Source organism: Brachybacterium phenoliresistens (assembly GCF_039530785.1).
Lineage (GTDB): Bacteria > Actinomycetota > Actinomycetes > Actinomycetales > Dermabacteraceae > Brachybacterium > Brachybacterium phenoliresistens.
The window spans coordinates 1-14,794 of sequence record NZ_BAAAOW010000005.1; the positions used below are offsets into that span (position 1 = coordinate 1).

Here is a 14,794-nt window from a genome sequence, read left to right on the forward strand (position 1 = left end):
GTGTGGGAGAGTAGGACGCCGCCGGACATTCTTCTAGTACGGAGCGGGTGACACCATGGTGTCCTCCCTGCCGCAGCCACCCGATGGGAGGCGCGCAGGTCGAGGACCGGGTGTCACCCGCTTCGTCATTCCCCAGACCCGTTTCCGTTTTGCCCTGCTGCCGATCGTGCAGCGGGGCTTTTTCGCGTTCCAGGGTCCTTCTTCGGGCCGGTGCGACCCGGCGCTCGCCCACGCTCCGGGGTGACGTGTCGGCGAGCTGGAGAGGGGTGATCGATGCTCGTCCTGCCCTGCGGGTGCAGAACGTGCTCGGAGGGTCCGCCCTGCCGGCCGTGCTGTGGTCAGCCGGCGCCCAAGGGGAGGAGCCGAAGGGGAGGAACCGTCCGCGCTCTGAGGCCGCTGCGTGCCGTTCCGGGCGTCGGCGAGGGTGTCTCCGTCGTCGGGCCGGGGCTCGTCGGCGTCACGAGTTCTGTGCAGTGCGCCACTGCGCGGCACGTCGCGCGACGTCGGCATGCAGCTCCTCGAAGGCGGCATCGACCCGCGCCGTGTCCCCCGTCACGAACCGATCGCTGATCAGCCCGCGCAGGGCGCCGAGGATCCATGTGGCGTGCGTCTCCGCATCACGCGGCGGGCAGCCGGCGCGGACGAGTCCATCGGCCAGCGCTGCGATCCGCGCACGCATCGAGCGGACGAGCGCCTCGTGGACCGGCGAGGTACCGAACATCGACATGCCGGCCAGCTCGAGGAACAGCCGGACGTACGGCGAGCCGCCGTCGGCCGTCGCCCGGTCCCACAGCGTGCGCAGCGGATCAGGATCCGCCTCGTCGAGCGAGGGGACGGACAGGGCTCGGGCGACGACCTGGTCCACCACCTCGGCGACGAGCTCGTCCCGGGTGCGGAAGTGGTGCAGGAGCGTCGCATGGCTGATCCCGACGGTCTGCGACACCTTGCGCAGCGACAGCTCGCGCACGCCGTGCTCGAGGACATGCGCCGTCGCGGCCTCGAGGATCTCCCCGCGCCGGTGCTCGTACCGGCGTCGACGGCCATCCACCTGTTCGCTCATCCCTCTCGTATACCACCTCAGCATCCGCGCGGGCGGCGAAGGCCCGTCGGCCAGGGCCCGGGCCGCAGCGCTCCGACGGCGGCCGGGACGACGCTCGGGGACGGGTCTCCTCAATAGCTCTACCACTAGGTAGAGTAACCGGCGGAACGCATTCCCGACCCAGGAGCACCCCATGCGTACATCCCTCACCCGACTGAGCTCAGGGCTCGCGGCCCTGACCGTCCTCTTCGCCTCCACCGTCTTCGCCCAGAGCGCCGCCCTGGCGGACGAGAACCCCTACGCCCGCGGCCCGGAGCCGACGCAGCAGAGCATCGAGGCCACGCGCGGCAGCTACGACGTCTCCCAGACGCGCGTCCCCTCCTACTCCGTGCGCGGATTCGGCGGCGGGACGATCTACTACCCGACCTCCACGGCCGACGGCACCTTCGGCGCCGTCGCGATCGCCCCCGGCTACACCGCCTCGCAGAGCAGCATGGCGTGGCTCGGGCCGCGGCTGGCGTCCCAGGGCTTCGTCGTCTTCACGATCGACACCACCTCCCGGTACGACCAGCCCTCCTCCCGCGGCGACCAGCTGCTCGCCGCCCTGGACTACCTCACCACCTCCAGCGACGTGCGCAGCCGCATCGACCCCGAGCGCCTCGCCGTGATGGGCCACTCGATGGGCGGCGGCGGCACCTTCGAGGCCGCGAAGGACGATCCCGCCCTGCAGGCGGCCATCGGCCTCACCCCGTGGAACACCGACAAGACCTTCCCCGAGGTCAGCACCCCGATGCTCGTCATCGGCGCCCAGAACGACACCGTAGCCCCCGTGCGCACGCACGCCGAGCCCCTCTACGAGGGTCTCCCGGACGACGGCCAGAAGGCCTACATCGAGCTGCGCGGCGCCTCGCACTTCGCGCCCAACACCTCCGACACGACGATCGCCAGCTCGAGCATCGCCTGGCTCAAGCGCTTCGTCGACGACGACACCCGCTACGACCGGTTCGTGTGCCCCGGCCCCAGCACCGGCATCGCCGTGAGCGAGGTGCGCAGCACCTGCCCGTTCTGATCGGCTCAGCCGACCAGTGCCCCGCCGATGCGCCAGTAGCCGAGGAACGCGACCTGTGCCTTCGGGATGCCCGCGTCCTGGGTGAGGTGGGCGCGGATCCGGGCGACCGCGCCCGTCTCGCCGGCGATCCACACGGACAGCCCGGGATCCTGGGCGGGACCGTCCCCGTGCTCCGCCGTCCACTCCCGCACCAGCTCCTCGAGGCGGCGGCCGGGACCGGCGCCGTCGCGCAGCGCTCGGCGGATCCGGGCTCCGGCTGGGGCCGACGGGCTCACCAGATCGTCGCGGAGGTCGGAGAGCTCGAGCAGCACATCGGCCCGCGCTCCCCGCGGCAGGGAGGCCAGGATGCCGCGGATCGCGGGGAACGCGGTCTCGTCGCCGATGAGCAGGGCCCGCTGCACCGGGCGCTCCGGCTTCCAGTGGAGCCCGTACCCGGTCCAGCCGGCGCGGGCATCGGGGCCGGTGATGACGAGGTCGTCCCCGGGCCGCGCCGACCTCGCCCAGCGCGATGCGGGGCCGGGCGGGTCGTGCAGCAGCACGTCGATGTCGAGCTCCCGCGCCTGCGGGCGGATCGCGGCCGGGGTGTAGGTGCGCAGCACGTTGCGATCGCCCTCGGGCAGCTGCTTCCACCGGGTGTACCAGTGCGAGGGGTGGGGCGTGGGCTCCTCGAGCAGGCCAAAGTCGGCGATGCCGCCGCCGGGGAGGGGGAGCACCAGCTTGATCCGCTGGTCCAGGCCCCACGGGGCGAAGTGCTGCAGCGCCTCGCCGGTGACGGTGATCCGCATCCAGGCCGGGCTCACCGCCTCGGCCCGCGCCACCGTCACGGGGAAGGCGCTGTACTCCCAGGGGCGCTCCGCCTCCGCATCCGATGCCGGCGGTCCGGGGCGGGCCGGCACAGCGCGCGGGCTCATCGGCCCTCCCCGGCGGCCGAGGGGACGGGAGCCGCGGGGACCTCGCCGTGGACGGCGTCAGGGGGCGCTGTGCTCGGGGCGCGGCCGCCTCGGGGCACCACCAGCGGCCCGCCGGTGACGGGATCGGCGATCACCACGTTGGGCAGGCCGAACACCGCCTCGACCCGGGCACTGGTGATGACCTCGCGCGGAGGGCCCTCGGCGAGGATGCGCCCCTCGCGCATGGCGATCACGTGGGTGGCGTAGCGGGCGGCCTGGTTCAGGTCGTGCAGCACCGCCACGACGGTGCGTCCGGCCGCGTGCAGGTCGGAGAACAGCTCCATGAGCTCGATCTGGTGCGCGACGTCGAGGTAGGTGGTCGGCTCGTCCAGCAGCAGCAGATCGGTCTGCTGGGCCAGCACCATCGCCACCCACACCCGCTGGCGCTGCCCGCCGGAGAGCTCGTCGACCTGCCGCTCCGCGAGCTCGGTGGTGGCGGTGTCCTCCAGGGCGCGGGCGACCGCCCGCTCGTCCTGCGGGGACCACTGCCGCACCAGGTGCTGGTACGGGTATCGGCCGCGGGCGACGAGGTCCGCGACCGTGATGCCCTCGGGGGCGATGGCGCTCTGCGGCAGCAGTCCCAGGCGGCGCGCGACCTCCTTCGCCGGGTAGCGGGAGATGGACCGGCCGTCGAGCACGACCTGCCCGCGTGCGGGGGCCAGCAGGCGGGACAGGCCGCGCAGCAGGGTCGACTTCCCGCAGGCGTTGGGGCCGATGATCACCGTGAAGCGGCCGTCGGGGATGTGCACCGAGAGTTCGGAGATGACCTCGGTGCGGTCGTAGGTCAGGGCGATGCCCTCGGCGGAGAGCCGGGAGGCGGCGGAGGCCGGGGGAGCAAGGCGGTCAGGCACGGCGACGGATCTCCTGGATGAGGGTCAGCACGAGGTACAGCCCGCCGACGGACACGGTGACCACACCGGCCGGCAGCGGGACGGGAGCGGGGCCGGCGGGCAGGTGCGCGGCCAGGGCGGGCAGCGCGGCGGCCACGGCCTCGCGCGTGCGCGCCAGCAGCGGCAGCAGATGCTCGGCCACCAGATCGGACAGGAGCAGCAGCGCGGCGCCGGTCATCCCGGACAGCATCGGGGAGAGGTGCGGCGCGCGGGCCAGGCGCCGGGCGATCTGCGGGGCGGCCAGGGCGATGAACGAGACGGGGCCGATCACGGCCGTCGCGAGGGAGACCAGGGCGACGGCGATGAGCAGCGCCGCGCTGCGCACCCGCGCCGGACGCACCCCGGAGGCGGCGGCCATGTCATCGCCCAGGTCCAGCTGGCGCAGCGAGGGGCCGAGCACCGCCAGGACCGCCAGCAGCGGGACGGCGCAGAGGACGGCGCCGATCACCGGGGGCGCGGTGAGGCCGTTGAGGGTCCCGGCGCCCCAGGCCGCCGCGAACATGGCGGTCTCCAGCTCGATCTGCAGCAGCATCCACGTGTTCAGCGAGGCCAGCATCGCGGAGACGCCGATGCCCACCACGATCAGCCGGAACCCCTGCACCCCGCCGGTGCGGGCCAGGGCCCAGATGAGCAGGGCCGTCGCCGCCCCGCCGAGGACCGCTCCGGCGCTCAGCAGCGGCCAGGAGGAGGAGACCAGCACCAGGGTGAGCAGCATGCCGGTGAAGGCCCCGTTGGCCAGGCCCAGGATGTCCGGGCTCGCCAGGGGGTTGCGGGTGACGGTCTGGAACAGGCCGCCGGAGATCCCCAGCAGGGCCCCCAGGGCGACGGCCGCGACGGCGCGCGGGAGGCGCCACTGGAGCACGACGGTGCGGTCCATCGGCCGCCCGCCGCCGCGCAGCACCTCGAGCACCTCGGCGGGGGCGAGGCGGTAGGTGCCCGACCCCAGGGCGACCACGGCCAGCAGGCAGATCACGGCGAGCAGGATGCCCGCCACGATCAGGGCGCGCGGGCGCAGCACCAGCGAGATCGGCCCGCGGCGCAGGGGCAGCCGTCCTTCCGCGCGGCGCAGCGGGCGCCGGGCCAGGTCCGGGCCGGCGCTCACCGGAGGGCCCCCAGCCCGCGGGCGCGGCGGCGCCGGGCCAGCAGCACCAGCACCGGCGCGCCGACGAAGGCGGTGACGATGCCGACCGGCACCTCCGCCGGGGCGATGAGCAGCCGCCCGAGCACGTCCGAGACGAGGACGATCAGCGGCGCGAGCACCGCGGAGACCGGCAGGATCACCCGCTGGTCCGTCCCGAACACCCAGCGGGCGGCGTGGGGGACCATCAGGCCGATGAAGGAGATCGGGCCGGCGATCGCGGTCGCGGAGCCGGCCAGCAGGGTCACCGCGACGACCACGCCGAGGCGGATCAGCCGGACGTCGGCGCCCTGGGCCCGGGCGACGTCCTCCCCGAGGGCGATCGCGTTCAGCCCCGGCGCCAGCAGCGCGGCGACGATCAGGCCGATCAGCGCGAACGGCAGCACGCCCAGCAGCACCTCCCCGCCCCGCCCCAGCAGGGAGCCGGCGTGCCAGCCGCGCATCGCGTCGAAGGCCTCCGGGTTCGAGAGCGTCAGGCCCGTGGTGACCCCGGAGAGCACGGCGCCCAGCGCGACGCCCGCCAGGGTGAGCCGCACGGGATCCGCGGCCCCGCGACCGGAGGAGCCGATGAGGTAGACCGCGACGGTCACCGCGAGGGCGCCGCCGAAGGCCGGCCAGACCATGGCGGAGACGTGGTCCAGCCCCAGCAGCGCGACGCCGAGGGCCACCGCGAACGCCGCGCCGGCGTTGACGCCGAGGATCCCGGGATCGGCCAACGGGTTGCGGGTGAAGGCCTGCATCAGGGCGCCGGCCACGCCCAGGCATGCCCCCGCGAGGATCCCGGCGAGGGTCCGCGGGCTGCGGGTGCCGAGGACGAACTGCGACTCCGCCGTCCCGCCGCCCTGCAGCGTGTCCCACATCAGGGCGAGGGGGAGCGGATTCGCGCCCAGCGCGAGGGACAGGGCGACGGCGATCAGCACGCCCAGCAGCAGCGCCGCGGCGCCGAGGGGCCGTCGGTGCCGGGGGATCACGAGCGGTCGGCGAGGATCGCCTCGATGTCGTCCAGCACCCTCTGGGCGCCCACCGGACCGACGCCGGAGACCCAGCAGCTCGTGTCGACCAGGCGGACGTCGGGGAAGGCCTCGGCGTTCTGGGCGATCGCGGCGGGGATGGTGGTGGGGTCCTCGACGTCGGTCGTCGTCACCAGGACGAGGTCGGCCTGCGCCTCGAGGATGTTCTCGGGGGAGATGTCGCTCTGGATGGCGTCGGCCCATTCGCGCTCGGGGATGCTCAGCCCCACGCTCGCCAGCAGGCTGCCGGCGAAGGAGGTCGGGCCGTAGAGGGAGAGGGTGGTCTCGTCGCGCGGGCGCACCATGTTCACGGTGGTGCCGGACGGCGCGTGCTCGGCGGCGATCTCCTCGCTGCGGGCGTCCACGGCCTCCAGCAGATCGGCCGCCTCCTCGGACCTGCCGAGCGCCTCGGCGATGAGGCCCATGTTCTCCCGCCACGGCGCGGCGTGGTCGGCGATGAAGACGGTGGGCGCGATCGAGGCGAGCTGGTCGTAGAGCTTCGCGTGGCGGGTCTCGGTGCCCAGCACCAGGTCGGGTGCGAGGGCGGCGATGGCCTCCAGGTCCGGCTCGGGCACGGTCCCCACGGGCGCGACGCCGGTGACGCCCAGGTACTCCGGCAGGGTCGTGATGTTGCCGGCGACCGCGGCGCCCACCGGCGTCACGCCGAGGCCCACGGCCGTGTCCAGCTCGAGCGGCTCGAGGACGACCACACGCTGGGGATCCTCGGGGACCGCGGTGGTCCCGCGGGCGTGGACGACGGACCGGGTGGCGCCCGCGGCTCCGCCGGCGTCGCTCGCCGCGCCGCCGCCGGCTGCGGCCTCGGTCTCGGCGGAGCCGGAGGAGCAGGCGGTCATCAGGGCGGCGGCCAGCGCCGTGGCGGAGCCGAGGACGGCGGTGCGGCGGGGCACGCGGAGGGGACGGACGGTCACGGCGAGGCCTCTCGGTGAGGGGTCGGTCGGCAGGGCCCGGGCACGACAGAGCCACTGGCCTTAGGTAAGGCTAACCAACCGTGCCGATGCGGTGCGCGCGGTCCGGATCCTGGCACGCGCGACCTGCGTCACCCCACCGGCGTTCCCGCGGGAACCCCGCCGCTCGGGACCGGCCGGGTCACAGCGCCGGCATCACCCCGAGGGCGACGAGCAGCGCCGGGGCGAGCACGAGGATCCCGGCCAGCAGCACCGGTGCGCCGAGGACGCCGAGGGCGATCGGCGCGCGGCGCCAGCCGGTGCGACGGGAGCAGGAGACCGCGGTCGCCCCGAAGGCTCCCGCGAAGGCCGTCATGGACAGGAGGTACCCGATGCCGGCCGCATCGATCCGCCCCGGCCCGCCGGCCCAGCCGAGAAGCATGGCGATCGCCTCCCCGATCGACCCGAGCGCGTAGAGCGAGAAGACGGCGAACGCGCCCCAGAGCAGCAGGGTCGTCAGGGCCGATCCGCCGGCGCGGGAGGGAGTGCGCAGCGACAGCAGCAGGAGGGCGGCCCCCAGCAGCTTCAGTGCGACGACCAGCCAGTTCATCACGGAGAGCCCGTCGGCATAGGCGGCCGTCGAGCCGGTCGCGAAGCGATCCCCGGCCTCGAAGGAGACGTTCACCGCCGCGAAGGCGAGCAGGCCCAGCGCCCCGAGCACCGCCGCCGCGCGGACCGCCCGTCCCGGCGTCGGCACGATGCCGGGACCCGGCCGCTCCGCCGCGGCGGTCACGCCGCGTCCCGAGCGGCCCGGCGCGCTCGCCGGCGTGCCAGGAGCAGCAGGGCCGAGGGGACCAGGACCATCACGAATCCGCTCGGACCCACCATCCAGATGCAGAGCAGGGCCCAGATCCCGAGCACCGCGCCGACGTACCCGGGCACGGTGCCGCCGCGCCGCCCCACCTCGAGCACGAGCAGCGCGAACAGCACCCCGGGCACGACGAATCCGCCGGGCAGTCCCCAGAACGGGACCATCGCCTCGGCCGGCATCGATCCCGTACGGAAGGGGCCGGCGAGCCAGGCGCCCCACCAGGGATGGATCGCGAAGACCACGGTGTGCAGGATGCAGATGATCAGCAGGGACACGGCCGCTGCGACGGTCAGCGCGTCGGCGGGCGGCCGGGAGGCGGCGGTCGAGGGCGAGGAGCTGGGGATGGTGCGTGAGGAGGTCATGCCTCGAGCCTGCGGTGCGCCGGGCCGGTGCTCTTCCCCGGGGCGGGGGAATCGGCTCCCCCGCACGGGGGAGCGGGGCGCGCCGCCCGGCCACGCCGGTGCGGCGCGCAGGCGGCTCAGGGGCGGGGCGTGCGCCGCCGCAGGATGCCGTGCAGGGCGAGGCCGCTCAGCAGCGCCCAGAACGCGGCGCTGACGCCGAACGCGGCGATGCCGGAGGCCGCGACGATGAAGGTCGCGGCGGCGGGCAGCTGCTCGGAGGCATCGGCGAGGGCGCCGCGCAGCGCCGAGGCGAAGGTGCCGATCAGCGCCAGTCCCGCGACCGCGGCGATCACCCCCGCCGGAGCGACCGCGATGAGCTGCGCGGCGGCCGTCGCCGCGAGGCCCAGCACGACCATGGCGATGCCCGCGGTGAGGGAGGCGATCCAGCGGCGGTCGCGATCAGGACCGGCCTCGGGGCCGGCCGCCAGGGCGGCGCTGATCGCGGCGAGGTTGATGCCGTGACCGCCCGCCGGGGCGCCGAGGAGGCTGCCGGCGCCGGTGACCAGCATCGAGGCGCGCCACGGCACCTCGTAGCCCAGGCCCTTCATCACCGCGACCCCCGGGACGTTCTGCGAGGCCATCGTGACCAGGTACAGCGGCAGCGCGATGCCCACGAGGGCGCCGAGGGACAGGGTGGGCGCCGTGAGCTCGAGCCGCGGCACGAGCGCCGATGGGGACAGGCCGGTGCCCGAGGACGCCATCGAGACCACGATGACGGCGGTCGCGGTGAGGAACGCCAGCGGTGCGGCCCAGCGCGGGGCGAAGCGGGAGGCCAGCGCCCACACCACCACGACCGGCGCGACCCCGAGCGGATTCTCCATCAGGCCGGTGACCGGGCCCAGGCACAGCTGCAGCAGCACCCCGGCGAGCATCGCCTGGGCGATGGAGGTGGGGATGCGGGAGATCAGACGGCTCAGCTGCGGGACCATCCCCGTGAGCATGATCAGCGCCCCGACCACGAGGAACGCGCCGACGGCGGCGCTCCAGCCCCCGGTGATCGCGCCCGTGGTCGCCAGCAGCGCGGCTCCCGGCGTCGACCACGCGACGGTGATCGGCAGGCGCGTGCGCAACGACAGGACGATCGACCCCAGCCCCATCAGGACGCTCACGGCCACCAGCCCGCTCGCCGCCTGCGCGGGGCTCGCGCCGACGCCCTCGAGGCCGCTGAGCACGACCACGAAGGAGCTGGTGAACGCCACCAGCGCGGAGACGAGGCCCGCGGTGACGGGCTGCAGCAGCGACCCGGCCGGTCCCGGAGCCCCGCCGGAGGACGTCTCCGGGACGACGGGCGGGGGAGCGGGGCGGGACTCGGCGGGCATGGCCCCACGGTAGGCATCGGGGTCGCGGTGCGGCGCGGCGGTCCGATGCGTGGCCCCGCCCCGCCTCGCCCCGACCGCCCGACCGTGCGGTCGAGGTGCGCCGGGACCGCGGGGACGACCATGTGGTCGAAAAATGATCATCGCTGGTCACGGATGGATAACGGAGAATGCCGATTGCGGGGTCGCCATGGGGGTTGTGCGGCCCGGAGGGTCGTGCTTAGTCTCGAAGTGGAGCATCTGCTCCAGGGAAAGATCGACCGACTCGATGAGAGGATCTGATCTCCATGGCAGACACCAACAACCCCGGACAGTTCGGCAACCGCGAGGACACCGAGCAGCAGGCGAGCAGGGGCGGCCAGGCCTCGACCGGCAGCTTCGGCTCGGAGAACGGCGCGGATCCCCGCGCTGCGGGCCACGAAGGCGGCCAGGAGTCCTCGGGCAGCTTCGGCTCGCAGAACGCGGCCGACCCCAGCGAGGCCGGTCAGCAGGGTGGCCGGGCGTCCTCGGGCAGCTTCGGCTCCCAGAATGCGGCCGACCCCAGCGAGGCTGGTCAGGAGGGTGGTCGAGCGTCCTCGGGCAGCTTCGGCTCCCAGAACGCGGCCGATCCCAGCGAGGCCGGTCAGCAGGGAGGTCGAGCCTCCTCGGGCAGCTTCGGCGACGAGAACTCCGCCGATCCGAGCCAGGCCGGCCGGGCGGGCGCCGACGCCCAGTCCACCGAGGCCAAGCGTGAGGGCGGCCGCAACAGCCACAGCGGCGGCTGACCCCTTCCCCCTCTTCCGTCCGACAGCGGGCGCAGGCGCACGGCGCCTGCGCCCGCTGTCGCTGTGCGTGGGCGTGTGTGGGGCGCCGGTTGGCGATGAAAGACATGACCGATGGACGACCGGCCAGATAATCTGGCCGGACGCGTCGAGAAGAAATACCCGTGTGCCGCGGGAGAAGAAATGAAGATTCTTTCCTGACAAGGATCTGCGTGCCCGCCCAGAATTCCCGGGAAGGACAGGGCCCGGCCCCCCGGAGATCCGGGGCGCGCGGGCCCTGTCCTTCCCTCCACGGGCCCTCACAGGCCCTCACGGGCACTCCCGGGCCCCCCCGGGATCAGCTCGCGGCCGGCTCGAACCGGGTCCAGACGCGATGCTCGGCGAGCAGGTCCCGCAGGGCCTCGGCGGCGGCCAGGCCGTCCGCGGCGATGACCACGCCGGCCGCCGCGCCGCTGCCGGCCCCGCTCGGGTCCAGCCCCGCCAGGCGCCCGGCGACGCCGCTGTCCTCGACCACCTGCTCGCCGTCCTGCCACGCGGCGATCGGCTTCGCATGGCGCCAGCACCCCTGCACCAGGGCGATGACCCGCGGATCGACCGCGCTGGCCACCGCACGACCGGCGCCGTCGACCACGGCCGCGGCGCCCGTCACCGGCGTCCCGGCCCGGGCGTCGACTGTCGGGCGGGCATCGACCGCCGCCGCGGGCGCTCCGGCCAGGAGGATCCCGTCCAGCTCGAAGGTCTGGGCCGTGGCGAAGGTGCGATCCACCGGGCGCCCGACCACCTCGCCGCCCTGCGGGGCGATGATCAGCGGGCGCAGCCGGGCCGTCTCCAGCTCCGCGAGCGTCGCCTCCAGGTCGCGCGGCAGCACATCGGGATCCACGACCACGCCGACCACCCGGCCGTCGACCGGCCATCGGCCCCCGAGCTGCGAGAGCGCGGCGCTGGGCGGCATGTCCTCGGCGGGCGGCTCCTCGGCCTCCGGGGCCGGCAGCCCGAGCGCCGCGGCGACCCGGCGGCACAGCTCGGCGTCGATGCGCGCCAGGCACTGCACCTGGCGCTCGCGCACCGCCACCTCGCGGCAGCGTCCCAGCTCGAAGGAATAGGCCGCCACGACGTGGTCCCGCTCGAGCGCGGTCAGCGATCGCCAGAACAGGCGCGCCTGGCTGAAGTGGTCCTCGAAGGAGGCGGGCGCCCGGCGCTCGCGGACCGACCCGGCCACGGGCGCCGGCACGTCCAGGAAGGCGGACGGGTCGGCGCCGGCGGTCATCGGGCATCCGCCGTCCAGGCTGTTCGGGGAGTACGGGGCGATGCCCTCGTGGACCGCCTGCTGGCCGAAGCCGTCGCGCAGCATGTCGTCCACCGGCGCATGGGGGCGGTTGATCGGCAGCTGCGAGAAGTTGGGCCCGCCCAACCGGGTGATCTGCGTGTCGATGTACGAGAACAGCCGTGCCTGCAGCAGCGGGTCGTCGGTGACGTCGATCCCCGGCGCCAGGTTCCCGGGATGGAAGGCGACCTGCTCCGTCTCGGCGAAGTAGTTGGTGGGGTTGCGGTCCAGCGTCAGCAGGCCCACCGGCTGCACGGGCGCGAGCTCCTCCGGGATCAGCTTCGTGGGATCCAGCAGGTCGATCCCCTCGAACATCTCCTCGGCGCTGTCGGGGAGGACCTGCATCCCCAGCTCCCAGCGGGGGAAGTGGCCGGCGTCGATGGCGTCCGCCAGGTCCCGGCGGTGGAAGTCCGGATCGGCACCGCCGAGCATCTGCGCCTCCTCCCAGGTCAGGGAATGGACGCCGAGCAGCGGCTTCCAGTGCAGCTTGACCAGGCAGGTGCCGCCCTCGGCGTCGGTCAGGCGGAAGGTGTGGATGCCGAAGCCCTCCATCATCCGGTACGAGCGGGGGACGGCCCGGTCGGACATCTGCCAGATCGCGTGGTGCTGCGCCTCCGTGTGCAGGGAGACGAAGTCCCAGAAGGTGTCATGGGCGCTCTGGGCCTGCGGGATCTCCCGGTCGGGGTGGGGCTTGGCGGCATGGATGATGTCGGGGAACTTGATGCCGTCCTGGATGAAGAACACGGGGATGTTGTTCGCGACCAGGTCGTAGTTGCCCTCGCGGGTGTAGAAGCGGGTCGCGAAGCCTCGGGTGTCGCGGACGGTGTCCGCCGAGCCGCGCGAGCCGACCACCGTCGAGAAGCGCGTGAAGACCTCGGTCACCCGCCCCGGGGCGAGGAAGTCCGCCACCGTCCGCGAGGCGGCGGTGCCGTAGCTCTCGAAATGGCCGTGGGCCGCGGCGCCGCGCGCATGCACCACCCGCTCCGGGATCCGCTCGTGGTCGAAGTGGGTGATCTTCTCGCGCAGGTGATGGTCCTGCAGCAGGGAGGGGCCGCGGGCGCCGGCGCGCAGGCTGTGGTCGGTGTCGCGCAGGCGCAGGCCCTGTGAGGTGGTGAGGGTCCGCCCCTCCTGGGAAAGGGGCGGGACGCGGTAGCCCGCAGGCTGTGCCTCGTCGGGCTGCGCCGCGGCGGGCGGCGCGGCATCACGAGGGGTCGGGGAGGAGGAGTCGTGGGCGTCGTCGGCCATGGGGTGTCCTTCCGGAGGCACGGAGGCCGCCGCGCAGTGCGCGCGACGGCCGCCGTGGAGGGGTGATCGGGACGGTCGATCAGGGGGTGGGGTTCCCGCCGGTCACGGCGAGGGTCTCGCCGAGGACGTAGCTGGACTCCGGCGAGGTGAGGAACACGAACGCCGGGGCGAGCTCGGTGGGCTGCCCGGCGCGCCCCAGGGGCGTGGACTTCCCGAACTCGGGCAGGGCGTCCTTGGGCTGGCCGTCGGAGACCTGAAGCGGCGTCCAGATCGGCCCGGGGGCGACGGCGTTCACGCGGATCCCGCGCGGCGCGAGCTGCTGGGCCAGGCCCTTGCTGAAGTTGTTGATCGCCGCCTTCGTGGACGCGTAGTCGACCAGGTGCGGGGAGGGCGAGTACGCCTGGATCGAGGTGGTGTTCACGATGGTCGAGCCCGCCGGCAGGTGCGGCAGCGCCTCGCGGACGATGCGGGCCATCGCCGTGATGTTCACGGTGTAGGTCTGCGTCCACTGCTCGTCGGTGAGGTCCTCGAACTTCTCGACCGCGATCTGCTTGCCGGCGTTGTTGACCAGGGCGTCCAGGCCGCCGAGCCCCTCGACGGCGCGGGAGACGACCTCGCGGCAGGCCTCGGCGTCGATGAGGTCCGCCGGGATGAGCACGGCGGTGCGGCCCGCCTCGCGGATCACGCCGGCCACGTGCTGGGCGTCCTCCTCCTCGGCGGGGAGGTAGTTCAGCGCGACATCGGCGCCCTCGCGGGCGAAGGCGATCGCGACGGCCGCCCCGATGCCGGAGTCGGCGCCCGTGATCAGGGCCCGGCGGCCCTCGAGACGGCCGGTGCCGCGGTAGCTGTCCTCGCCGCGGTCGGTGCCGGGGATCAGCTCGGCGTCCAGGCCGGGCTCGGGCTGATCCTGCTTCGGCGGGGTGATCTCCGGGAATCGGGTGACGGGGTCGCAGAAGGTGAGCTGGTCGGTGGACTGTGCGGAGGTGTTCATCCTTCTCGCTCCTTCGATGGTTCTCGGCGCGGGGGTCCCGGCCGATGGTTCTCGACGCTGCCGCCGGGGCGATCGTGCCGCCGGCGGGCGTCCTGAACGGTGCTTCCGCACGGCCGGCCCGGGGGCCCGGACGGCGGTGCGTCGCGGGGCTCCGGCGGTCGGTCCCGGTGTCTCCGCCGACCCTGCGATGACCTCACCGTAAGCACACATCGGCGCCCTGGGGAAGGGTCGGGCTCGACCGATCGGTCGAGGGGCGGGAACCTCGACCGAGCGGTCGGAAGATCGCGCGGCCTCGGCAGCGCGTGCCTGCGACCTGCAGGTCTTCTGCGCCGGTGGAGGTCACCGGCCCGGGACCGCGGACCCTCGCGGAACGGGGCGGCGCATGCTAGGAAGGAGGGGATCGCCCGAGGAGCCGATGCGGCTCGGGGCATCCGCGGCCCACCGGCCGCCGCCCCCTCCGCGCCGAGCACCGCGCCGTCCACAGGGCTACCCGCCCTGTGCAGAACAGGAGGCAGCACATGGTCATCGTCGCGTGGATCATCACCGGCATCTTCATCGGAGCCATCGCCAAGAACATCCTGCCCCGCCGCTCCCGCGGCGGCTGGGTGAGCACCATCGGCCTGGGGGTGCTCGGCGCCGTGGCGGGCGGGCTCATCTTCCGCCTGGCCACCGGCGGCACCCTCGGCTCCCTCGTCACGGACCCGTGGTCGTGGGCCTCCCTGCCCGTCGCCATCCTCGCCGCCGCGGTCCTCGCCTTCGGGTGGCGCTTCCTGCGCATCGGCCCCGAGCGCGTGCGTCGGGACCCGGCGACCGAGGCCGAGGCGCGCGTGCAGGGGCAGGAGCGCCCATGAGCGGCGCCGGCCGCGGGGCCCCCGTGACCGGCG

Annotated in this window: 14 protein-coding genes; 3 read left to right on the plus strand and 11 right to left on the minus strand. The window is 74.3% G+C overall.

What is annotated here, in order from left to right:
• Window positions 1-457 precede the first annotated feature (457 nt).
• A complete protein-coding gene (locus ABD234_RS11840; protein ID WP_344356410.1) occupies window positions 458-1,060 on the minus strand; it encodes a TetR/AcrR family transcriptional regulator in 603 nt (200 codons plus the stop codon).
• Window positions 1,061-1,232: 172 nt separating this feature from the next.
• On the opposite strand from ABD234_RS11840, the gene ABD234_RS11845 reads away from it, so the two are divergent.
• Window positions 1,233-2,108 (plus strand): alpha/beta hydrolase family protein, encoded by an 876-nt coding sequence (locus tag ABD234_RS11845; protein ID WP_344356412.1) that lies wholly within the window; start codon window positions 1,233-1,235, stop codon window positions 2,106-2,108.
• 5 nt (window positions 2,109-2,113) lie between these two features.
• Here ABD234_RS11845 and ABD234_RS11850 read toward each other — a convergent pair whose 3' ends face one another.
• The 8 genes from ABD234_RS11850 to ABD234_RS11885 all read right to left on the minus strand — a co-directional run bounded on the left by ABD234_RS11850 (window position 2,114) and on the right by ABD234_RS11885 (window position 9,592).
• The gene (locus tag ABD234_RS11850) at window positions 2,114-3,019 is read right to left on the minus strand and encodes a siderophore-interacting protein (RefSeq protein ID WP_051486505.1); all 906 of its coding nucleotides are present in this window, start codon (window positions 3,017-3,019) and stop codon (window positions 2,114-2,116) included.
• Window positions 3,016-3,909: an ABC transporter ATP-binding protein gene (locus ABD234_RS11855; RefSeq protein WP_344356415.1), complete on the minus strand. Its 894-nt coding sequence runs from the start codon at window positions 3,907-3,909 to the stop codon at window positions 3,016-3,018. The genes ABD234_RS11850 and ABD234_RS11855 overlap by 4 nt, the downstream gene beginning before the upstream one ends.
• The gene (locus ABD234_RS11860; RefSeq protein ID WP_344356417.1) at window positions 3,902-5,050 is read right to left on the minus strand and encodes a FecCD family ABC transporter permease; all 1,149 of its coding nucleotides are present in this window, start codon (window positions 5,048-5,050) and stop codon (window positions 3,902-3,904) included. Before ABD234_RS11860 ends, ABD234_RS11855 begins: the two co-directional genes overlap by 8 nt.
• Window positions 5,047-6,057, minus strand: coding sequence for an iron chelate uptake ABC transporter family permease subunit (locus ABD234_RS11865; protein WP_344356419.1), 1,011 nt, complete (start codon window positions 6,055-6,057; stop codon window positions 5,047-5,049). Before ABD234_RS11865 ends, ABD234_RS11860 begins: the two co-directional genes overlap by 4 nt.
• Window positions 6,054-7,025 carry an ABC transporter substrate-binding protein gene (locus tag ABD234_RS11870; RefSeq protein ID WP_344356421.1) on the minus strand — a complete coding sequence of 324 codons (972 nt, stop codon included), beginning with the start codon at window positions 7,023-7,025 and terminating at the stop codon, window positions 6,054-6,056. Before ABD234_RS11870 ends, ABD234_RS11865 begins: the two co-directional genes overlap by 4 nt.
• Before the next feature lie 178 nt (window positions 7,026-7,203).
• Window positions 7,204-7,794 (minus strand): hypothetical protein, encoded by a 591-nt coding sequence (locus ABD234_RS11875; protein WP_344356423.1) that lies wholly within the window; start codon window positions 7,792-7,794, stop codon window positions 7,204-7,206.
• Window positions 7,791-8,234 (minus strand): hypothetical protein, encoded by a 444-nt coding sequence (locus ABD234_RS11880; protein ID WP_344356425.1) that lies wholly within the window; start codon window positions 8,232-8,234, stop codon window positions 7,791-7,793. Before ABD234_RS11880 ends, ABD234_RS11875 begins: the two co-directional genes overlap by 4 nt.
• Before the next feature lie 116 nt (window positions 8,235-8,350).
• The gene (locus ABD234_RS11885) at window positions 8,351-9,592 is read right to left on the minus strand and encodes a benzoate/H(+) symporter BenE family transporter (RefSeq protein ID WP_084148250.1); all 1,242 of its coding nucleotides are present in this window, start codon (window positions 9,590-9,592) and stop codon (window positions 8,351-8,353) included.
• A gap of 284 nt (window positions 9,593-9,876) precedes the next feature.
• On the opposite strand from ABD234_RS11885, the gene ABD234_RS11890 reads away from it, so the two are divergent.
• Window positions 9,877-10,353 (plus strand): hypothetical protein, encoded by a 477-nt coding sequence (locus ABD234_RS11890; RefSeq protein ID WP_051486506.1) that lies wholly within the window; start codon window positions 9,877-9,879, stop codon window positions 10,351-10,353.
• A gap of 334 nt (window positions 10,354-10,687) precedes the next feature.
• On the opposite strand, the gene ABD234_RS11895 is transcribed toward ABD234_RS11890, so the two are convergent.
• Complete coding sequence (locus ABD234_RS11895) at window positions 10,688-12,919, minus strand: catalase (RefSeq protein ID WP_344356429.1); 2,232 nt, start codon at window positions 12,917-12,919, stop codon at window positions 10,688-10,690.
• 79 nt (window positions 12,920-12,998) lie between these two features.
• Window positions 12,999-13,910, minus strand: a complete 912-nt coding sequence (locus tag ABD234_RS11900) for an SDR family oxidoreductase (protein WP_038370829.1) — start codon at window positions 13,908-13,910, stop codon at window positions 12,999-13,001.
• A gap of 518 nt (window positions 13,911-14,428) precedes the next feature.
• Between ABD234_RS11900 and ABD234_RS11905 the strand changes: the two genes are divergently transcribed.
• Complete coding sequence (locus ABD234_RS11905) at window positions 14,429-14,761, plus strand: GlsB/YeaQ/YmgE family stress response membrane protein (protein ID WP_344356432.1); 333 nt, start codon at window positions 14,429-14,431, stop codon at window positions 14,759-14,761.
• Window positions 14,762-14,794 lie beyond the last annotated feature (33 nt).

Excerpts from the sequence above, each read along its gene's own strand:
- ABD234_RS11840 (WP_344356410.1), bottom strand. The coding sequence starts at position 1,060 with ATGAGCGAACAGGTGGATGGCCGTCGACGCCGGTACGAGCACCGGCGC.
- ABD234_RS11845 (WP_344356412.1), top strand. The coding sequence starts at position 1,233 with ATGCGTACATCCCTCACCCGACTGAGCTCAGGGCTCGCGGCCCTGACC.
- ABD234_RS11850 (WP_051486505.1), bottom strand. The coding sequence starts at position 3,019 with ATGAGCCCGCGCGCTGTGCCGGCCCGCCCCGGACCGCCGGCATCGGAT.
- ABD234_RS11880 (WP_344356425.1), bottom strand. The coding sequence starts at position 8,234 with ATGACCTCCTCACGCACCATCCCCAGCTCCTCGCCCTCGACCGCCGCC.
- ABD234_RS11885 (WP_084148250.1), bottom strand. The coding sequence starts at position 9,592 with ATGCCCGCCGAGTCCCGCCCCGCTCCCCCGCCCGTCGTCCCGGAGACG.
- ABD234_RS11890 (WP_051486506.1), top strand. The coding sequence starts at position 9,877 with ATGGCAGACACCAACAACCCCGGACAGTTCGGCAACCGCGAGGACACC.
- ABD234_RS11895 (WP_344356429.1), bottom strand. The coding sequence starts at position 12,919 with ATGGCCGACGACGCCCACGACTCCTCCTCCCCGACCCCTCGTGATGCC.
- ABD234_RS11900 (WP_038370829.1), bottom strand. The coding sequence starts at position 13,910 with ATGAACACCTCCGCACAGTCCACCGACCAGCTCACCTTCTGCGACCCC.
- ABD234_RS11905 (WP_344356432.1), top strand. The coding sequence starts at position 14,429 with ATGGTCATCGTCGCGTGGATCATCACCGGCATCTTCATCGGAGCCATC.